The 15,382-nt window shown below is 68.1% G+C and carries 13 protein-coding genes and 1 tRNA gene; 4 read left to right on the forward strand and 10 right to left on the reverse strand.

The window, feature by feature from the left end:
* Positions 1-90: 90 nt before the first annotated feature.
* Together VK682_RS13180 and VK682_RS13185 are read right to left on the reverse strand one after the other, a co-directional pair.
* On the reverse strand, positions 91-1,284 hold the full coding sequence (locus VK682_RS13180) for a UbiH/UbiF family hydroxylase (RefSeq protein WP_230795274.1): 1,194 nt from the start codon (positions 1,282-1,284) through the stop codon (positions 91-93).
* Positions 1,285-1,423: 139 nt separating this feature from the next.
* Entirely contained in the window at positions 1,424-2,068 is a 645-nt protein-coding gene (locus VK682_RS13185) for a pyrimidine 5'-nucleotidase (protein ID WP_230795273.1), read from the reverse strand.
* Between the two features lie 104 nt (positions 2,069-2,172).
* Between VK682_RS13185 and VK682_RS13190 the strand changes: the two genes are divergently transcribed.
* Positions 2,173-2,817, forward strand: coding sequence for a GntR family transcriptional regulator (locus tag VK682_RS13190; RefSeq protein ID WP_230795272.1), 645 nt, complete (start codon positions 2,173-2,175; stop codon positions 2,815-2,817).
* Between the two features lie 7 nt (positions 2,818-2,824).
* On the opposite strand, the gene VK682_RS13195 is transcribed toward VK682_RS13190, so the two are convergent.
* On the reverse strand, positions 2,825-4,702 hold the full coding sequence (locus VK682_RS13195; protein ID WP_230795271.1) for a glycosyltransferase family 2 protein: 1,878 nt from the start codon (positions 4,700-4,702) through the stop codon (positions 2,825-2,827).
* A 116-nt stretch (positions 4,703-4,818) separates the two neighbouring features.
* A complete protein-coding gene (carA, locus tag VK682_RS13200; protein WP_089846637.1) occupies positions 4,819-5,970 on the reverse strand; it encodes a glutamine-hydrolyzing carbamoyl-phosphate synthase small subunit in 1,152 nt (383 codons plus the stop codon).
* 195 nt (positions 5,971-6,165) lie between these two features.
* Between carA and VK682_RS13205 the strand changes: the two genes are divergently transcribed.
* The gene (locus VK682_RS13205) at positions 6,166-6,627 is read left to right on the forward strand and encodes a GatB/YqeY domain-containing protein (protein ID WP_089846639.1); all 462 of its coding nucleotides are present in this window, start codon (positions 6,166-6,168) and stop codon (positions 6,625-6,627) included.
* 5 nt (positions 6,628-6,632) lie between these two features.
* On the opposite strand, the gene VK682_RS13210 is transcribed toward VK682_RS13205, so the two are convergent.
* The 3 genes from VK682_RS13210 to ctaD form a co-directional block, all read right to left on the reverse strand.
* Entirely contained in the window at positions 6,633-7,526 is an 894-nt protein-coding gene (locus tag VK682_RS13210; protein ID WP_324782046.1) for a hypothetical protein, read from the reverse strand.
* A gap of 18 nt (positions 7,527-7,544) precedes the next feature.
* Entirely contained in the window at positions 7,545-8,042 is a 498-nt protein-coding gene (locus VK682_RS13215; protein ID WP_089846644.1) for a DUF2244 domain-containing protein, read from the reverse strand.
* Positions 8,043-8,158: 116 nt separating this feature from the next.
* Complete coding sequence (gene ctaD, locus VK682_RS13220) at positions 8,159-9,832, reverse strand: cytochrome c oxidase subunit I (RefSeq protein WP_324782047.1); 1,674 nt, start codon at positions 9,830-9,832, stop codon at positions 8,159-8,161.
* Between the two features lie 262 nt (positions 9,833-10,094).
* Between ctaD and VK682_RS13225 the strand changes: the two genes are divergently transcribed.
* Positions 10,095-10,298, forward strand: a complete 204-nt coding sequence (locus tag VK682_RS13225; RefSeq protein WP_324782048.1) for a hypothetical protein — start codon at positions 10,095-10,097, stop codon at positions 10,296-10,298.
* 98 nt (positions 10,299-10,396) lie between these two features.
* On the opposite strand, the gene lipB is transcribed toward VK682_RS13225, so the two are convergent.
* On the reverse strand, positions 10,397-11,083 hold the full coding sequence (gene lipB, locus VK682_RS13230; RefSeq protein WP_230795267.1) for a lipoyl(octanoyl) transferase LipB: 687 nt from the start codon (positions 11,081-11,083) through the stop codon (positions 10,397-10,399).
* 172 nt (positions 11,084-11,255) lie between these two features.
* Between lipB and VK682_RS13235 the strand changes: the two genes are divergently transcribed.
* Positions 11,256-11,341, forward strand: a tRNA-Leu gene (locus VK682_RS13235).
* A gap of 88 nt (positions 11,342-11,429) precedes the next feature.
* On the opposite strand, the gene VK682_RS13240 is transcribed toward VK682_RS13235, so the two are convergent.
* Together VK682_RS13240 and VK682_RS13245 are read right to left on the reverse strand one after the other, a co-directional pair.
* Positions 11,430-12,101: a hypothetical protein gene (locus VK682_RS13240; protein WP_230795266.1), complete on the reverse strand. Its 672-nt coding sequence runs from the start codon at positions 12,099-12,101 to the stop codon at positions 11,430-11,432.
* Between the two features lie 102 nt (positions 12,102-12,203).
* On the reverse strand, positions 12,204-15,344 hold the full coding sequence (locus VK682_RS13245; protein WP_324782049.1) for a chemotaxis protein CheB: 3,141 nt from the start codon (positions 15,342-15,344) through the stop codon (positions 12,204-12,206).
* Between the last annotated feature and the right edge of the window lie 38 nt (positions 15,345-15,382).

Consider the following 15,382-nt stretch of genomic DNA (forward strand, 5'->3'; position numbering starts at 1 on the left):
CGGCTCAGGTCTTCCATTGGCTCCAAATATCCCCGCCGGAGGCAGGCCTGACGCTGCGGCCGGGACCGAAGGCGGGGGCTCTGTTCGGGGCTAGCTGCTGGCGCCCAGCCCCAGCTGCATGAGAGTGCGGCGCACGGGGGGAGCGCCGTAGAGCAGGTTCAGCGCCGCGGCGCGGGCGTCGCGCAGCGCGGGGGCCGAGAGCATGGAGGCGCGGTTCAGCGCGGTGATCCCGGCGATGCGGGCGCGGATGTCCGGCAGGCGGGCGCGGGAATAGGCATCGAGCATCTCGGGCGCGCCCAGCCGGTCCGGGCTGGTGCTGGCCAGATCATGCAGCACCCGCATGTCGGCCAGCGACATGTTCAGCCCCTGAGCCCCGATCGGCGGCACCACATGTGCGGCCTCGGCGACCAGCGCGAGGCGCTGTGCGGTCAGCCGCGTCGCCTCCTGCGCGATGATCGGCCAGATCGTGCGGCGCGAGGCCAGCGTGAGCGGGCCGAAAAGGTGACAGGAGCGATGCGACATCTCCTGCTCGAACGCCTCGGCGGGCAGGGCCATCAGCGCCTCGGCCTTCGGGCCTTCTTCCATCCAGACCACGGCAGAGGAGGGGCGGCCCTCGTGATCGGGCAGCGGCACGAGCGTGAAGGGGCCGCCGCTGCGATGGATCTCGGTGGAGACATTGTCATGCGGCAGCGGGTGGGTGACGGCGAAGGCCAGCGCCTTCTGGCCGAAGCGGGTGGTGCGGACGGGGATGCCTGCCGCCTGCCGCATCGGCGAGTTGCGCCCGTCCGCGGCGATGACCAGCCGGACCTCGACCCTCCTGCCATCGGACAGTCCGACCCGTGCGGAGGCATCGCGGGTGAAGAGGCGGGTGGTGGCGGTGCCCGGGCGGAAGGTCACGCCGGGCAGGTCGGCCAGATGTGCCGCGATCTCGCGGCGCAGCAGCCAGTTGGGCAGGTTCCAGCCGAAGGGCTGGTCCGAAATGTCGGCGGCGTCGAAATCGCGGCTGAGGCGGGGTTCGGGAAACTCGCCGCCTGCATCCACGATACGCATCACCTGCAGCGGCGTGGCATGGGGGGCAAGCCGGTCCCAAAGCCCGGCCTGCGCCAGAAAAGCCTGCGCGGGCTGCAGGAAGGCGGTGCTGCGCAGATCCGACCCCTCGGACTCCCGCGTGGTGACGGGGGGCGCGGGATCGACGCAGAGCACGCGGAAGCCCGCAGCCCCGAAGGCTGCGGTGGCGATGAGCCCGGCAATGCCGCCGCCGGAGATGAGAATGTCGTGGTCCATGGCCTGCTCCCTTGGCATCTGCGCGGCGCCGCGCTGGCACTCCTGTCCCCTTATCTAGGGCGCGGCGGGCGGGTTGGACATGCGGCGTTCTTGCCCATCGGCCTTTGCGGCAGGTCTGGTCGCCGCCGGGCTCCCCGCTCTATCCCAGACGGCGCAGGAAATCCGGCAGGTCGTCGGTATGGTGGTGGATGTGATCGCCCGGCGCGCGGGCCGGGGCCACATGCACGGTGCGCATCCCCAGCGCATGCGGGGCGGCGAGGTTGCGGGGGTCATCCTCGAACATGGCGGCGGTGGCGGCATCGGTGCCGTCGCGAGCGAAGATCCGGGCAAAGGCCTCGGGCTGCGGCTTGGGCAGGAAGCCCGCATCCTCCACGCCATAGATCGCGTCGAAGGCGGCTTCGAGGCCGCGCGCCTCCAGCACCCGGGCGGCATAGGGGGCGCTGCCATTGGTGTAAACGATCTTGCGTCCGGGCAGGGCGGTGATCAGCCGGGCCAGATGTGGATCCGGGGTCAGCGCGTCAAAGGAGATGTCGTGCACCTCCACCAGATAGGCGTCGGGATCCACCTCGTGATGCGCCATCAGCCCGGCCAGCGTGGTGCCGTGATCCTGCCAGTAGCGCAGGCGCAGCGCGCTGGCCTCGGCTTCGGCATGGCCGGTGACCCGCATGACAAATTCGGTCATCCGCCGCTCGATCTGGTCGAAGAGCCGCACCGCGGGAGAATAGAGCGTGTTGTCCAGATCGAAGACCCAATGCCGGACATGAGAGAAATGCTGCTTTACCATGGGATCATCTTATGGCCTGACGCGCGGCGCGGCAATATGGATGGATTGATCCCGGGCGCCCCGGGCCGCTATCCTGCCGGGATATCTGAAGGAGACCGCAGCGCATGACCCATCCCCGGACGCCCGCCAAGGACGCCTACACGCTGATCCTCGAGGCGATCGACCAAGGGGTCTACCGTCCGGGCGACCGGCTGGTGGAAAGCGAGCTGGCCGACCGGTTCGGCGTGTCGCGCACCCCGATCCGCGAGGCGCTGCAGCGGCTGGAGACGCAGTCGCTGCTGGCACGGGACGGGCGGTCGCTGATCGTGGCCTCGCTGGATCACAACCAGATGGCCGAGCTTTACGTGGTGCGCACCGAACTGGAGGGGCTGGCGGCGCGGCTGGCCGCGCGCCATGCCACCGACGAGGAGGTGCAGGTGCTGCGCGACATGGTGACGGAGGACCGCGCGCTGCTGGGGGATCCGGGCGCGCTTGCGCGGGCCAACCGGCGGTTCCACCGGATGATCCATCTCGCCTCGCACAACCGCTATCTGGTGCAGCAGCTTGATCTGGTGCACCGGTCGATGGCGCTGATGGCCACCACCTCGCTGGCGGCGGAGGGGCGCGGCGAGGTGGCGCTGGCCGAGCATCAGGCGATTGTCGATGCGGTGGGGCGGCGCGATGGCGCGGCGGCGGACAAGGCGCTGCGCGAGCATATTTCGATGGCCTTCGTCACCCGGCTGAAGCTGGACAGCCGTCAGCCGGGCTGAGCCCGGGTCAGGGCGCGGATTCGGGGAGGTCGGCGCCGTCATGGTCCGGGGCGGAATGGCCATGCATGGTCTTGTCCCAGTAGAAGGGCCGGTGCAGCAGTTCCCACAGCGCCTTGTAGGCGGCGAGCGTTCCCAGCGGATAGTAAAGAAACAGCGTCGGCACCACCGGCAGCAGCCCGCCATGCGGGCTGCGCGCCACGGCGGCGAGCGAGCAGAGCAGCGACACCGCCTCGGCGGTCAGAAACGTGCCGACCAGCAGCCGCATCTGGCCTGCGGAGAGGCTCGAGGCCAGCGGATGCGGCAGCCCCGCCAGCACCAGCCAGAACGACCACAGCACCGGCGCCAGCAGCGCCTGCAGCAGGCCGGGCACAAAGATCAGCTGGAAGCCCGCAAAGCCCCATGGCCCCAGATCGCGCCAGAGCTGGCGCGGGCGGCGCATGTGCACGGCCCATGTCATCATGTAGCCCTTGAGCCAGCGCGAGCGCTGCCGCACCCATGGCCAGGGGCGGTTGTTGGCCTCTTCGCGGGTGGGCGTGGCCAGCAGGTCGGTGACATAGCCGAACCGGGCCAGCCGCACGCCCAGATCGGCATCTTCGGTGACGTTATGGGCATCCCAGCCGCCCACATGGTCCAGCGCTTCGCGGCGGAAGAACACCGTGGTGCCGCCGAGCGGGACCGGAAAGCCGAGACGGGCCAGACCGGGCAGCAGGATCCGGAACCATGTGGCGTATTCGATGGTGAAACACCGCGCCAGCCAGTTGGCGCGCGGATTGTAGAAATCGAGGATCCCCTGCACGCAGGCGACCTGCGGCGGGGCCCGTTCGAAATGATGCGCGACGCGGCGGATCTGGTCGGGGCTGGGCGAATCCTCGGCGTCATAGATGCCGATGATCTGGCCCCGGGCAAAGCGCAGCGCATAGTTCAGCGCGCGCGGCTTGGTGGTGACAGGGCCTTCGGGCACGGTCACGGTGCGGATCCATGGCGGCAGCGGCGTGCGGGCCAGCGTGCGCCGGGTCAGATCATCCCCCGCCTCCAGCACCAGCAGCACCTCGAGCAGGGCGCGCGGATAGTCGAGGCGGCTGAGGCGGCGCACCAGCGTGTCGGCGATGTGTTCCTCGCGGAACAGCGGCACCAGCAGCGACACCTCGGGCAGCGGTCCCGAAGCCGGGGCGGCGGGCGCGCTGCGGCGCCAGCCCGCGAGCAGCGCCGCGCCCTTGGTGATCTGGGCAAGCAGCAGCGACAGCAGCGCCAGCGCCAGCGCCGCGCCGAAAAAGGCGACGGGCCAGACCACCAGCAGCGCCAGGCAGGTCAGGGTCAGCCCGCCCGCCAGCGCAAGCTGCCGTGGCGTCGCGCCAGAAATGTCGCGGCAGCTGAGTTCGGCAGGCACCTGCGCTTCGGCGGCCCGCGCCATGTCGTCGCCATGACGCAGCGCGATTTCGGCGTGAATGTCGGATTCCAGCGCCAGCGCCATGGCGACGGGGCCGCAATCGGGGGCAAGCGCCTGCAGCACGGCGGCAAAACCCTGTGGCTGGGCGGTGGCGATCACCAGCGTCGCCCCCGCGCGCATCCATGGCAGGGCGGCAAGGCGCAGGCAGGTTTCGGGCGGCAGCAGATCCGCCAGCGCCGGATCGGGGGGGCAGCTGGCACGGTCCAGCGCCAGCACGCCGCAGTGCCGGGCCATCGCGTCGCGCAGATCTGCGGGGGATACCGTGTCTTCTGCCAGCAGGACGCGGGTGATGTCGGTGCCGCTGCGGCGGCTTTCGCCAAGCGCGCGCAGCGCCGCGGACGGCGCAAGGCGGCACTGTTCCATCAGCAGCGCGGCCACGGGCCGTCCCCTGCCGGGGGATCCGGTCGGCGCGGCGGGGGCAGAGCGCGGCTGACGCACGAGGTGATCCTTTCCTTTGCGGAGAGGATCACCTCAGATTGGTAAAAAAAGCTTTAATCTGAGCAGGTTGTTAACCATTTTCCGCATGGCGGTGCGGAAATCCGGCACGCTCCCGCTCAGGCGCCCATGCTGTTCACGAACCGTTCGAAGAGATAGAAGCTGTCCTGCGGTCCGGGGCTGGCCTCGGGGTGGTGCTGCACGCTGAACACCGGGCGCTCGCTCATGCGAATCCCGCAGTTCGACCCGTCGAACAGGCTGACATGGGTTTCCAGAACGCCTTTGGGCAGAGTCTGGCTGTCCACCGCGAAGCCGTGGTTCATCGAGGTGATCTCGACCTTGCCGGTCTCCACATCCTTGACGGGGTGGTTCGCGCCGTGATGGCCGTGGTTCATCTTGATGGTCTTGCCGCCAAGCGCCAGCGCCAGCATCTGGTGGCCAAGGCAGATGCCGAACATCGGCAGGTCGGTGTCATCCAGCAGGCCGCGGATCATCGGCACGGCATAGGCGCCGGTGGCGGCGGGATCGCCGGGGCCGTTCGACAGGAAGATGCCGTCGGGGGAATGGGCCAGCACCTCTTCCTTGGTGGCGGAGGCGGGCAGCACGGTCACGTCGCAGCCCGCCGAGGCGAGGCAGCGCAGGATGTTGCGCTTGGCGCCATAGTCGATGGCGACCACTTTCTTGCGCGGCGCGGTCTGACGGGCATAGCCTTCAGGCCAGGCCCACCGCATTTCGTCCCAGCGGTAGCTCTGCGCGCAGGTCACGTCCTTGGCCAGATCAAGACCGGTCAGGCCCGGAAAGGCGCGCGCGGCGGCGACCAGCGCCTCCACGTCGAAATTGCCCTCGGGGTCATGGGCCAGTGCCACATGCGGGGCGCCCTGCTGCCGGATGGCGCGGGTCAGCCGCCGGGTGTCGATGCCGCCGATGGCGATGCGGCCCCGCGCTGCCAGCCATTCGGACAGCTGCTGCACGGCCCGCCAGTTGGAGGACTGCGTGGGCATCCATTTCACTACCATGCCCGCCGCCACCGGATCGCCGGTTTCGTCATCCTCGGGGGTGACGCCGGTATTGCCGATATGCGGGAAGGTGAAGGTCACGATCTGGCCCGCATAAGACGGGTCCGTCATGATTTCCTGATAGCCGGACATGGCGGTGTTGAAACACAGCTCGGCCTGGGCCTGGCCGGTGGCGCCGAACCCCTGGCCGTAAAACAGCGTGCCATCGGCGAGGGCGAGGCAGGCGGTGGGCTTCTGCGGGGTGGCGAGCGACATGGCGCGACTCCTCTGCTTTTGGGGGCTGTTGGCAAATCGGGCCATACCTAAGGGCAGGGCGGAGCCGGGTCAAGGGCTCATTTGTGACGCGAAGTCAAGCAAAATCAAAGACTTGGTTCCATATCGCGCAGAGTTGCGCGCCCTTGAGCCTTTCGGTAGGCTCAGGTCTTGAACAGCTTCCGGGGACTCCTTTCGATGGAATTGCGCGAACGCATCATGGCCGCGACCAAGCAGGCCATGCGAGACAAGGCGGCAGATCGGCTGTCGACATTGCGGCTGATCTCTGCCGCGTTCAAGGATCGGGACATTGCCGCCCGCGCCGAAGGACAGGAAGGCGGGGTCGAAGACAGCGAATTGCTGGCGATCCTTGCCAAGATGGTCAAGCAGCGCCGCGAAAGCGCGCGCACCTATGAAGAAGGCGGGCGGCTGGATCTGGCCGAACGCGAACTGGCCGAGATCGTGGTGATCGAGGAATTCCTGCCCAAGCCGCTGAGCGAGGAGGAGGTGACCAAGGCCGTGGATGCCGCCGTTGCCGAACTGGGTGCAAATTCCATCCGCGACATGGGCCGGGTGATGGGCGTGCTGAAGGCGCGCTATCAGGGCCGCATGGATTTTGGCGCGGTGGGGCCGCTGGTCAAGGACCGTCTGGCGGGCTGAGGCGCCTAGGGCGCGGGGAAGTCCCGCGCCACCGCCGCCCGTTCGGCGGCATCGCGCAGCGCGAATCGGCGCACGAACCGGGTCTTGAACCCCACCCTGCCGCGGCGGGCGCCAAAATTCTCGCCGTGGTTCAGCACATACAGCACCGCAGGCCGGGGCAGCGCCACCGGCGCGAGCCCCGCCAGCCGCGCCAGATACGGAAACATCCGGTGTTCATGCGCGGTCATCGCCCTGAGGAAAGGCGCGCTTTGCGGCAGATCCGGATCATGGCGCAGCGCCATGCAGGATCCGCACAGTTTCCAGAACGGTTTGCGCAGCGGCTGGCGCAGCGACGGCGGGCCCGCCAGCGCCACCTCGCCGCTGGCATGGTCCATGACATAGCCCTGCGCCACCAGATAGCCGCGCGCCTGCTGGTCCAGCATTTCCGCCACGGTGCCGTCGCGCAGCAGGTCATCGGCATCGAAGCTCATGACATAGGCGGGTTTGCGGGTGAGCGCGGGCAGATGATCGCAGAGCGCCGCGAGCTTGCGCCATTTGTCATTGCCCGGCGTGGGGTCGGTGAAGGGCAGCCATGTGATGCGCGGATCGTCGGGCAGGGGCGGGCGCTCCTGACAGCAGATCACCGCCTGCCAGTTACCGCTCTGGCGCTGGAAACTTTCCAGCGTGCGGGCAAGCCGCGCGGTTACCGCGTGCCAGTCGCCGACGTGATGCGGCCCCACCAGCGGGATCAGAAAGATCACCTGCTCTGCCGGGGCGGCGGAGGGCGGGGCCTGCCGCCGTGCCAGCGCCGCCGCCTCTGACGGGGCGGGATCAAGGGTCAGGGCCAGCGCCGGGCTGACCGCTGCGGCGAGCCGCAGCACGCGCCGTTTCCATTTCGGGGTGGCCTGTGCCTGCGCCATCTTCGCTCCGTCTCGGGGTCAGGGCCGGGCGATCTGCCGCACCCTGTCGGAAAGTTCGGCATAAAGCGCCTTGCGTTCGTCTTCGCTGAGAAACGCGCCGATCTCAACCTCGCGCCCGCTGCCTTTCAGCGTGACATAATAGGGCACGGGGCCGCCTTTTTCATGCAGGCTGACGCTGACCCAGTAGGGATTGCCCTCCCAGTCCTGCGCCGGGCCGCGCGGGTTGTGGCGGGTCAGCCGCAGGTGATCGGGGCTGAGTTCCAGCACTTCGAGGATCTGGCGGTCGCGTTCATTGCGGCGCAGCGCGTACCAGATCGCCCAGAGGGCCGCGAGCATGAAGGGCAGCAGCCCCCAGAGCAGCACGGTGCCCAGCACGGCATAGATCGGAAACAGCGCCAGAAAGAAGAAGATGCCGATGAAGGTGACAAAGCCCTTGGCGGACAGCGACTGGTGCGGCCAGAGCCGCAGCTCTGCCGCCGGTGCCGTCCGATCCGTGGTGGTCCAAGCATATGGCATGGCCGGAATGTATCATTGGCGCCGGGCGTGTCTAACGCAAAGATGCCGCAGGGGCTCAAACGAAACCGGCCCCGGAGATGCTCTCCGGGGCCGGTCCAGCAGGTCAGGTCAGCGCGTCAGTGCGCGTGGCCCTTATCCCAGTCCTCGCGCTTCGGCAGCTGCTCGAACGTGTGTTCGGGCGGGGGCGAAGGCAGGGTCCATTCCAGCGTGTCCGCGTATTCGTTCCACGGGTTCGGGGCGGTGCAGGCCACGCCTTTGCGCAGCGAGTGCCACATCACCCAGAAGAAGAACAGGAAGGAGGCGAAGCTGATGATCGCGCCCCAGCTCGACACGTGGTTCCAGAGCGCGAAGGCTTCGGGATAGTCGATATAGCGGCGCGGCATGCCCTGACGGCCAAGGAAGTGCTGCGGGAAGAACGTCAGGTTCGCACCGATGAACATGGCGTAGAAATGCAGCTTGCCAGCCCATTCGGGATACATCTTGCCGGTCATCTTGGGGAAGTAGAAATAGACCCCCGCGAAGATGGCAAACACCGCACCAAGGCTCATCACGTAGTGGAAATGCGCCACCACGTAATAGGTGTCGTGATAGGCCCGGTCGACGCCTGCCTGGCTGAGCACCACGCCGGTCACGCCGCCCATGGTGAACAGGATCAGGAAGCCGATCGCCCAGAGCATCGGTGTCTTGAACTCGATGGAGCCGCCCCACATCGTGGCGATCCAGCTGAACACCTTGACCCCGGTCGGCACCGCGATGACCATCGTGGCCAGCATGAAGTAGCTCTGCTGGGTCAGCGACATGCCCACGGTGTACATGTGGTGCGCCCACACGACGAAACCGAGCGCGCCGATCGCGATGATCGCCCAGACCATCGGCAGGTAGCCGAAGACCGGCTTGCGCGAGAAGGTGGCGATGACGTGGGAGATGATGCCGAAGCCCGGCAGGATCACGATATACACTTCCGGGTGGCCGAAGAACCACAGGATGTGCTGGTACAGCACGGGGTCGCCGCCGCCTGCGGGATCAAAGAAGGTGGTCCCGAAGTTCCGGTCGGTCAGCAGCATGGTGATGGCGCCAGCCAGCACCGGCAGGGCCAGCACGATCAGCCACGCGGTCACGAAGACCGACCATGCAAACAGCGGCACCTTGAACAGGGTCATGCCGGGGGCGCGCATGTTCAGGAAGGTGGTGATGATGTTGATGGCCCCAAGGATCGACGAGGCGCCCGAGACGTGCACCGCAAAGATCGCGAGATCGGTGGAGAAGCCGCCTTCGGTGGTCGAGAGCGGCGGATAGAGCACCCAGCCGATCCCCGAGCCAAGCTGGCCATTGCCGCCGGGGCTGAAGACCGAGACCACGGCCAGCAGCGAGCCTGCGACGAACAGCCAGTAGCTGAGGTTGTTCAGCCGCGGGAAGGCCATGTCCGGCGCGCCGATCTGCAGCGGCATGAAATAGTTGCCAAAGCCGCCGAACAGCGCCGGGATCACCACGAAGAACATCATCAGGATCCCGTGTCCGGTGATCATGACGTTCCAGAGATGGCCGTTGGGGGTGCAGTTTTCGGTGGCGGTCGGGAAAAGCCGCGCCCCTTCCATGCACATGAACTGCACGCCGGGCTCCATGAGCTCCAGTCGCATGTAGACGGTGAAGGCCACGGAGATCAGGCCCACGATCGCCGAGGTGATCAGGTAAAGAATCCCGATATCCTTGTGATTCGTGGACATGAACCAGCGGGTGAAGAACCCGCGGTCGTCCTCGTGCTCGTGGCCGTGAATGGCGGCGTCTGCCATTGTGTGCCTCCTGTTGGTCTCGTCCAAAGCGTCGCAAGGGGGCACGCAAACTGACCGCGGCGCCCTCGGTTCCGATTTTCCTTTTAGAATGTGACCGTCGCAGCGGCAACGGACTCAATTGATCCAGATCAAACTTTATTGTCGCACCCGGCGCAGGGCTTGCGGGCTGCGGCGGGCCTGCGCGAAGGGCGGGTTTTCCTGACCTGCGCGCGGCGGGCAGGGCGCGTATGGTCGCCCCATGTCCCACCCCGGAGAGTTCGCCATGCGCCGCCTCAGCCTGCCTTACGTGTCCCGCCTGTCCCGGCTCTTCCGGGCGCTCGAGACGCCGTTCGCCCGGCGCCAGCGCCGTCTGGCGGGCCGGGTGGCGGCGCTGCGCGCGCTGGATGATGCGGCGCTGGCCGGGCTGGGGCTGCGGCGCGACCAGATCATCGCGCATGTGTTTCTGGGTCAGGCCACGCTGCGCTGATCCCCTCATCCTGCCGCGGGACTGTCCCCCTTGCGGCGGGTGCTCTGGCCGGAGCGGCCTGTTCTCCCCAAACCCCGACCGCCGCTCCGGTCAGACCTTCATTCCGCGGCAGCGGTCCGGCAGGCGGGGCGGGCTTCTGCGGCAAAGACCTGATCGAAGCCGCGCCGGAGCGCCACGTCCAGATCGGCCATGCCCACCGGCAGCCCCAGATCGACAAGGCTCGTCACGCCGAACTCCCGGATGCCGCAGGGCACGATGCCGCTGAAATGCTCCAGATCCGGCTCCACATTGATCGAGATGCCGTGAAAGCTGACCCATTTGCGCAGCCGGATGCCGATGGCCGCGATCTTGTCCTCGGCCAGCCCGCCATCGGTGCGGCGGGGCCGGTCGGGGCGTTCCACCCAGACCCCCACGCGCCCCTCGCGGATATGGCCCGTCACGTTGAACTCCGCCAGCGCCGCGATCACCCAGGCTTCCAGCTGGCGCACGAAGCAGCGCACGTCGCGCCCGCGCGCGCCCACGTCGAGCATGACATAGACCACCCGCTGGCCGGGCCCGTGATAGGTGTATTGCCCGCCGCGCTTGCTGGGAAAGACCGGAAAGCGGTCGGGGCTGTGCAGATCCTCGGGTCGGGCGGAGGTGCCTGCGGTATAAAGCGGCGGATGCTCCACCAGCCAGACCGCCTCGGGGGCCTGCCCCGCGGCAATCGCCTCGGCCCGCGCCTCCATGAAGGCCACCGCCTCGGGATACCCCGTGAGCCCCTCGCTTGTGATCCACTCCACCATGGCCCGCCGCCTTCTGCCTGATCCACGCCAAGATCAATGCCGTCTGAAGCCCCCGCCTGCAAGTCCGCGCGGCCCGGCCCGGACGGGGGCGGAAAATTTCCGGGCCCCCGCGCTTTTGCTCTTCACAAGCCCGGCGGGCTTTTGTAGGTAGCGCGTCACCAGCCCAGACAGTGCGGTCGTGGCGGAATGGTAGACGCGCAGCGTTGAGGTCGCTGTGGGGTAACACCCGTGGAAGTTCGAGTCTTCTCGACCGCACCAATTTCCCGAAACTCGAGGCGCTAGCCTTGGCCCTGCCATGATCATGGCGGGGGCTTTTGCGTCTGTGGGGGCTGCTATTTCCGGAAGATCAGGAGGCGGGGCCGGTCAGTTTCTGGCGGGCGGTGCCGGGGGCGTCGTGGGTGTTGCCGGGCAGGGGCGCGTTCTGGTCCACGAAACGCCGGATCAGATGCGCGAAAAAGGCCAGTTCGTCACGGGTTTCGGCCAGACGGTCCAGCCGGGTCGCGACCAGATCGCACACCTCCGGATCCTGCAGCGCGCGCTGGTCGATCTGCGCCAGTTCCAGCGTCGGGGTCAGAAAGCTCAGCAGCGCTTCGGCGGCGGTCTTGTCGAGCCCCTGCCGCGTCATGTCCTCGGTGCGGTGCTGCGGCTGCAGAAAGGACTGCAGCGCCCCGAAGGCCCGCTTGAACCGCAGCGTGACCCTCTGCACCCCCATCACCGGCAGATGCGACAGCACCCTGACCCCGCCAAGGATCAGATGCGGCAGCTGCAGCACGGCGGCATTGGCCGCATGCACCTGCTGGTCGAAGCCTTCGGGCAGGTAGGGCGCGATGGAGTCCTGAAATTCGGGGGTGAAGGCGCGGTCCAGCGGCAGCGGCTGGGCAAAGCTCAGCCTGTGGCGCACCTCGGAGAAATTCAGCGACACCCGCTCCGCCATCCAGACACGCGCCACCTCGTCCCGGCTGAGCGAGATTTCCAGAAGAAAGCCATCAGAGGGGGTCGTGATGCGCTGGACCTGCAAGATGTGCCTTTCCGGGCAGGGGGACCTTTTGGTCCGAGACTGGGGTAAACAAGTTAATGATTGATTAACCCCACGATGACTCCGCCGATCTTCACCGTATGGTTACACATCTTCCGGGCGCTGCGCCAAGTCCGGAATCGCTGTCAGCAGGCCGAATCTCTGGCTGCTGTCCGGGCTGCCATAGAGGCTGAGCCGGAACCGCCTGCCGCCTGCGCTCAGTTCCGCCACCAGCGGCGTCCCGCAGGGGGCTTCGGTCAGCAGCCAGCGGCAGTGCGCGCGGTCCTGCGGATCGATTCTGGCCAGAATCTCCTCCAGCTGGGGGGCGGTTTCCACGTCGAGCCCCAGATGCGCGCAGGCGAGCGGGCTGAAATAGCTGAGCCCGCTGGTGAAGGTATAGGACCAGAAGCCCGACCCTTCCAGAGCCAGCAGGCTGTTGAGCTGCCGCAGCAGGATGTCCTCGCTGCGGTGCCGGGTGCAGTCGCGGACCACACCCACCAGACCGACACCGCGCCCGGCCTCGTCGCGGATGATGGCGCCTGCGCTTTCCACCACGATGATCCGCCCGTCGATACGCCGCAGCCGGGCGAAGAAATGGAACTTGTTGTCGCGGTCATCGGCGATTGCGGCCTGCGCCAGCTGCCGCACCATCAGCCGGTCATCCTCGTGGAACATGGCGACGGCGGTTTCCACCGGCACCGGCGCGCCGGAGGGCTGCATGCCATGGATGACAAAGGTTTCCTCCGACCAGTCCACGGTGCCTTTGCCGATCTCCACCTGCCAGATGCCGATGGGGCCGAAGCTGCGGATCGCCTGACTGAGCATCCGGTCATAGCGCATCTCCGCCACGCTCAGCACCACGGTCAGCCCCACCGGCGGGTCGTCCGCCGCGACCAGCGGCGTGACGGTCACGGTGTAAAGCTGGTCGCGGTCTTCGTATTGATGCTGCTGCGGCGTGCCCTCGCGCAGCGCCTGCGTGCAGATCGCGGCCAGCGCGGGCAGGCCGGGCGGCATGTGGCACTGGGTGAGATGGCCGAAGCCCGCGCTGTCGCGGCGCAGCCGGAAGGTGCGGATCGCCCGCTCCGAGGCGTGGCGGATCATCAGATCCGGCCCCAGCATCATGGTCTCCGTCGGCAGTTCCCGCACCAGCCCGTCAAGTTCGGCGGTCATGCGCTGCAGCTCGGCGGATTTCAGGATCAGTTCCTCGTTGACAGTGATCAGCTCTTCGTTGGTGGACTGCAGTTCCTCGTTCGAGGTTTCCAGCTCCTGATTGGCGGATTGCAGGTCTTCGTTGGCGACCTGCAGCGCCTCGATCAGCGTCTGCAGGGTCTCGCCAGTGCTGCGCAGCTGGCCGCTGGTGCTGGCCAGCCGGTCGCGGGTGCGGGCGAGTTCGGTTTCCAGATGCTCCAGATAGGCGGCGCGGTCCAGCGGTGCCGCTTCGGCGCGGGGGCGGGTGCCGGTTTCCACGCCGAACAGGATGAGCGGCGGCCCGGCCTCGCGGGCGACGGGATAGGCGCGCAGCCGGACCCGGTCGAAATCGCGCCCCTCCAGATCCTTCCAGAGCCCGGTCTGGCGCTGCCCGCCATGCAGCGCCAGATGCAGCAGCGCGGTGGCCGCCCCCGCCAGTGGCCCCCGCAATGCCGCCAGCGTCATGCCGCCGTGGAACGGATCGGTCAGCGCCACGAAGGGGGCAAGATCGCCGTAGATCTTGAGGATGCGCCCGTCCGCACCACACAGGAAGCCCTGCGGGACCACGGCGCGCGCCAGCGCGTCAAAGCCGGGATCGGCCTGCGCGGGGCCGGGCAGGGCGGCGCGCGGCGCGACGGCCCCGCTGCGCTTGGCAAAGATGCGGTGCCGGGGGGCCAGGGGGGCGAACTGCGAGTCCAGCGGGCCGGTGGTTTCGGCGCTGCCCAGAAACAGCAGGCCGCGCGGGGCCAGCGCGTAATGCAGCCGGGACAGCACCTGTTCCTGCAGCCCGGTGTCGAAATAGATCAGCACGTTGCGCAGGCTGACCAGATCCAGCGACAGAAAGGCAGGATCCTGCACGACATTGTGGTGGCTGAAGGTCACGACGTTGCGCAGCCGCGATCCGACGGTGATCCGCTCTCCGGCCATGTCGAAATAGCGGCGATAGGCGGGGGGGATCTGCGCCAGCGCCGAGGCGGGATAGCTGGCCTGCCGCGCCAGATCCAGCGCGCGGTCGTCGATGTCGGTGGCAAAGACCTGCAGCCTTGCGCGGTCCAGCTGGTGCAGGCCGCCCAGCGCCTCGGCGGCAAGGATGGCCAGCGACCATGCTTCCTCGCCGGTGGCGCAGCCGGGCACCCAAAGCCGCAGCGGCGCGCCGGGCCGCGTGGCCTGCGCCACGCGCGCGTCCAGCTGTTCGGCCAGCGCGGCAAAGGCCTCGGGATCGCGGAAAAACCGCGTGACCGAAATCAGCAGATCCCGGAACAGCGCGTCCAGTTCCGCCGCGTCCTCCCGGCAGAGCGCCACATAAGCGCCAAGGTCCGCGACATCGCGGGCCACCATGCGCCGCTGCAGGCGCCGCGTCAGCGTGCTGTCCTTGTAGCCGCGGAAATCCGCCCCCTGCCGGGCCTGCAGCAGCGCGAAGAGTTCAGCGCCGGAGCCGCCTTCTGTGCGGTCCAGATCCAGCGGTATCGCGGCCTGCGGACGGCACAGCAGCGTGGCCAGATGCGCGCCGATCCGCTGCGGGGTCAGCACCAGATCCACGCCGCCGCTGCGGATCGCCGAATGCGGCATCGCCTCGTAGCGCGCGGTGGCCGGATCCTGCGCCAGCGTCAGCCCGCCCGCCTCGCGGATGGAGAGCAGGCCATAAGTGCCGTCGCTGCCGGTGCCCGACAGCACGATGCCGATGCAGTCCTCGCCGCGCCCGGCGGCCAGCGACTGGAACAGCCGGTCGGCAGAGGGTTTGGGCGCGGTGCCCTGCGCCTGTGGCGCCACGGGCTGAATCCGGCCCTGATCCAGCACCACATCCGATCCCGGCGGCGGCAGGTAAAGACAGCCCGGCTGCGGGTCGGTCGGGCCGGACAGTTCCCGCACGGCAAGCGGCATGTCGCGTCCCAGCAGGTCGGGCAGCAGGCTCTGGTGATCGGGGGCCATGTGCTGGGCCAGCACGAAGCTGCCGCCGCAGCCCGCGGGCAGGGCGCGCAGCAGGGTCATGCAGGCCTCGAGCCCGCCTGCCGAGGCGGCGATCCCCACCAGAACCGGCCCCTGTCCGCTGTCGGTCATTGCGCCTGCATCCCCTGTCACGCCACGGCGCACCCTAT

The sequence above is a fragment of the Salipiger marinus genome (assembly GCF_035481585.1).
GTDB lineage: Bacteria > Pseudomonadota > Alphaproteobacteria > Rhodobacterales > Rhodobacteraceae > Salipiger > Salipiger marinus.

Coding starts and splice junctions, on each gene's coding strand:
- VK682_RS13180 (WP_230795274.1), bottom strand. CDS start 1,284: ATGGACCACGACATTCTCATCTCCGGCGGCGGCATTGCCGGGCTCATC.
- VK682_RS13185 (WP_230795273.1), bottom strand. CDS start 2,068: ATGGTAAAGCAGCATTTCTCTCATGTCCGGCATTGGGTCTTCGATCTG.
- VK682_RS13190 (WP_230795272.1), top strand. CDS start 2,173: ATGACCCATCCCCGGACGCCCGCCAAGGACGCCTACACGCTGATCCTC.
- carA (WP_089846637.1), bottom strand. CDS start 5,970: ATGTCGCTCGCCACCCCGCAGAAGCCCACCGCCTGCCTCGCCCTCGCC.
- VK682_RS13205 (WP_089846639.1), top strand. CDS start 6,166: ATGGAATTGCGCGAACGCATCATGGCCGCGACCAAGCAGGCCATGCGA.
- VK682_RS13210 (WP_324782046.1), bottom strand. CDS start 7,526: ATGGCGCAGGCACAGGCCACCCCGAAATGGAAACGGCGCGTGCTGCGG.
- VK682_RS13215 (WP_089846644.1), bottom strand. CDS start 8,042: ATGCCATATGCTTGGACCACCACGGATCGGACGGCACCGGCGGCAGAG.
- ctaD (WP_324782047.1), bottom strand. CDS start 9,832: ATGGCAGACGCCGCCATTCACGGCCACGAGCACGAGGACGACCGCGGG.
- VK682_RS13225 (WP_324782048.1), top strand. CDS start 10,095: ATGCGCCGCCTCAGCCTGCCTTACGTGTCCCGCCTGTCCCGGCTCTTC.
- lipB (WP_230795267.1), bottom strand. CDS start 11,083: ATGGTGGAGTGGATCACAAGCGAGGGGCTCACGGGGTATCCCGAGGCG.
- VK682_RS13245 (WP_324782049.1), bottom strand. CDS start 15,344: ATGACCGACAGCGGACAGGGGCCGGTTCTGGTGGGGATCGCCGCCTCG.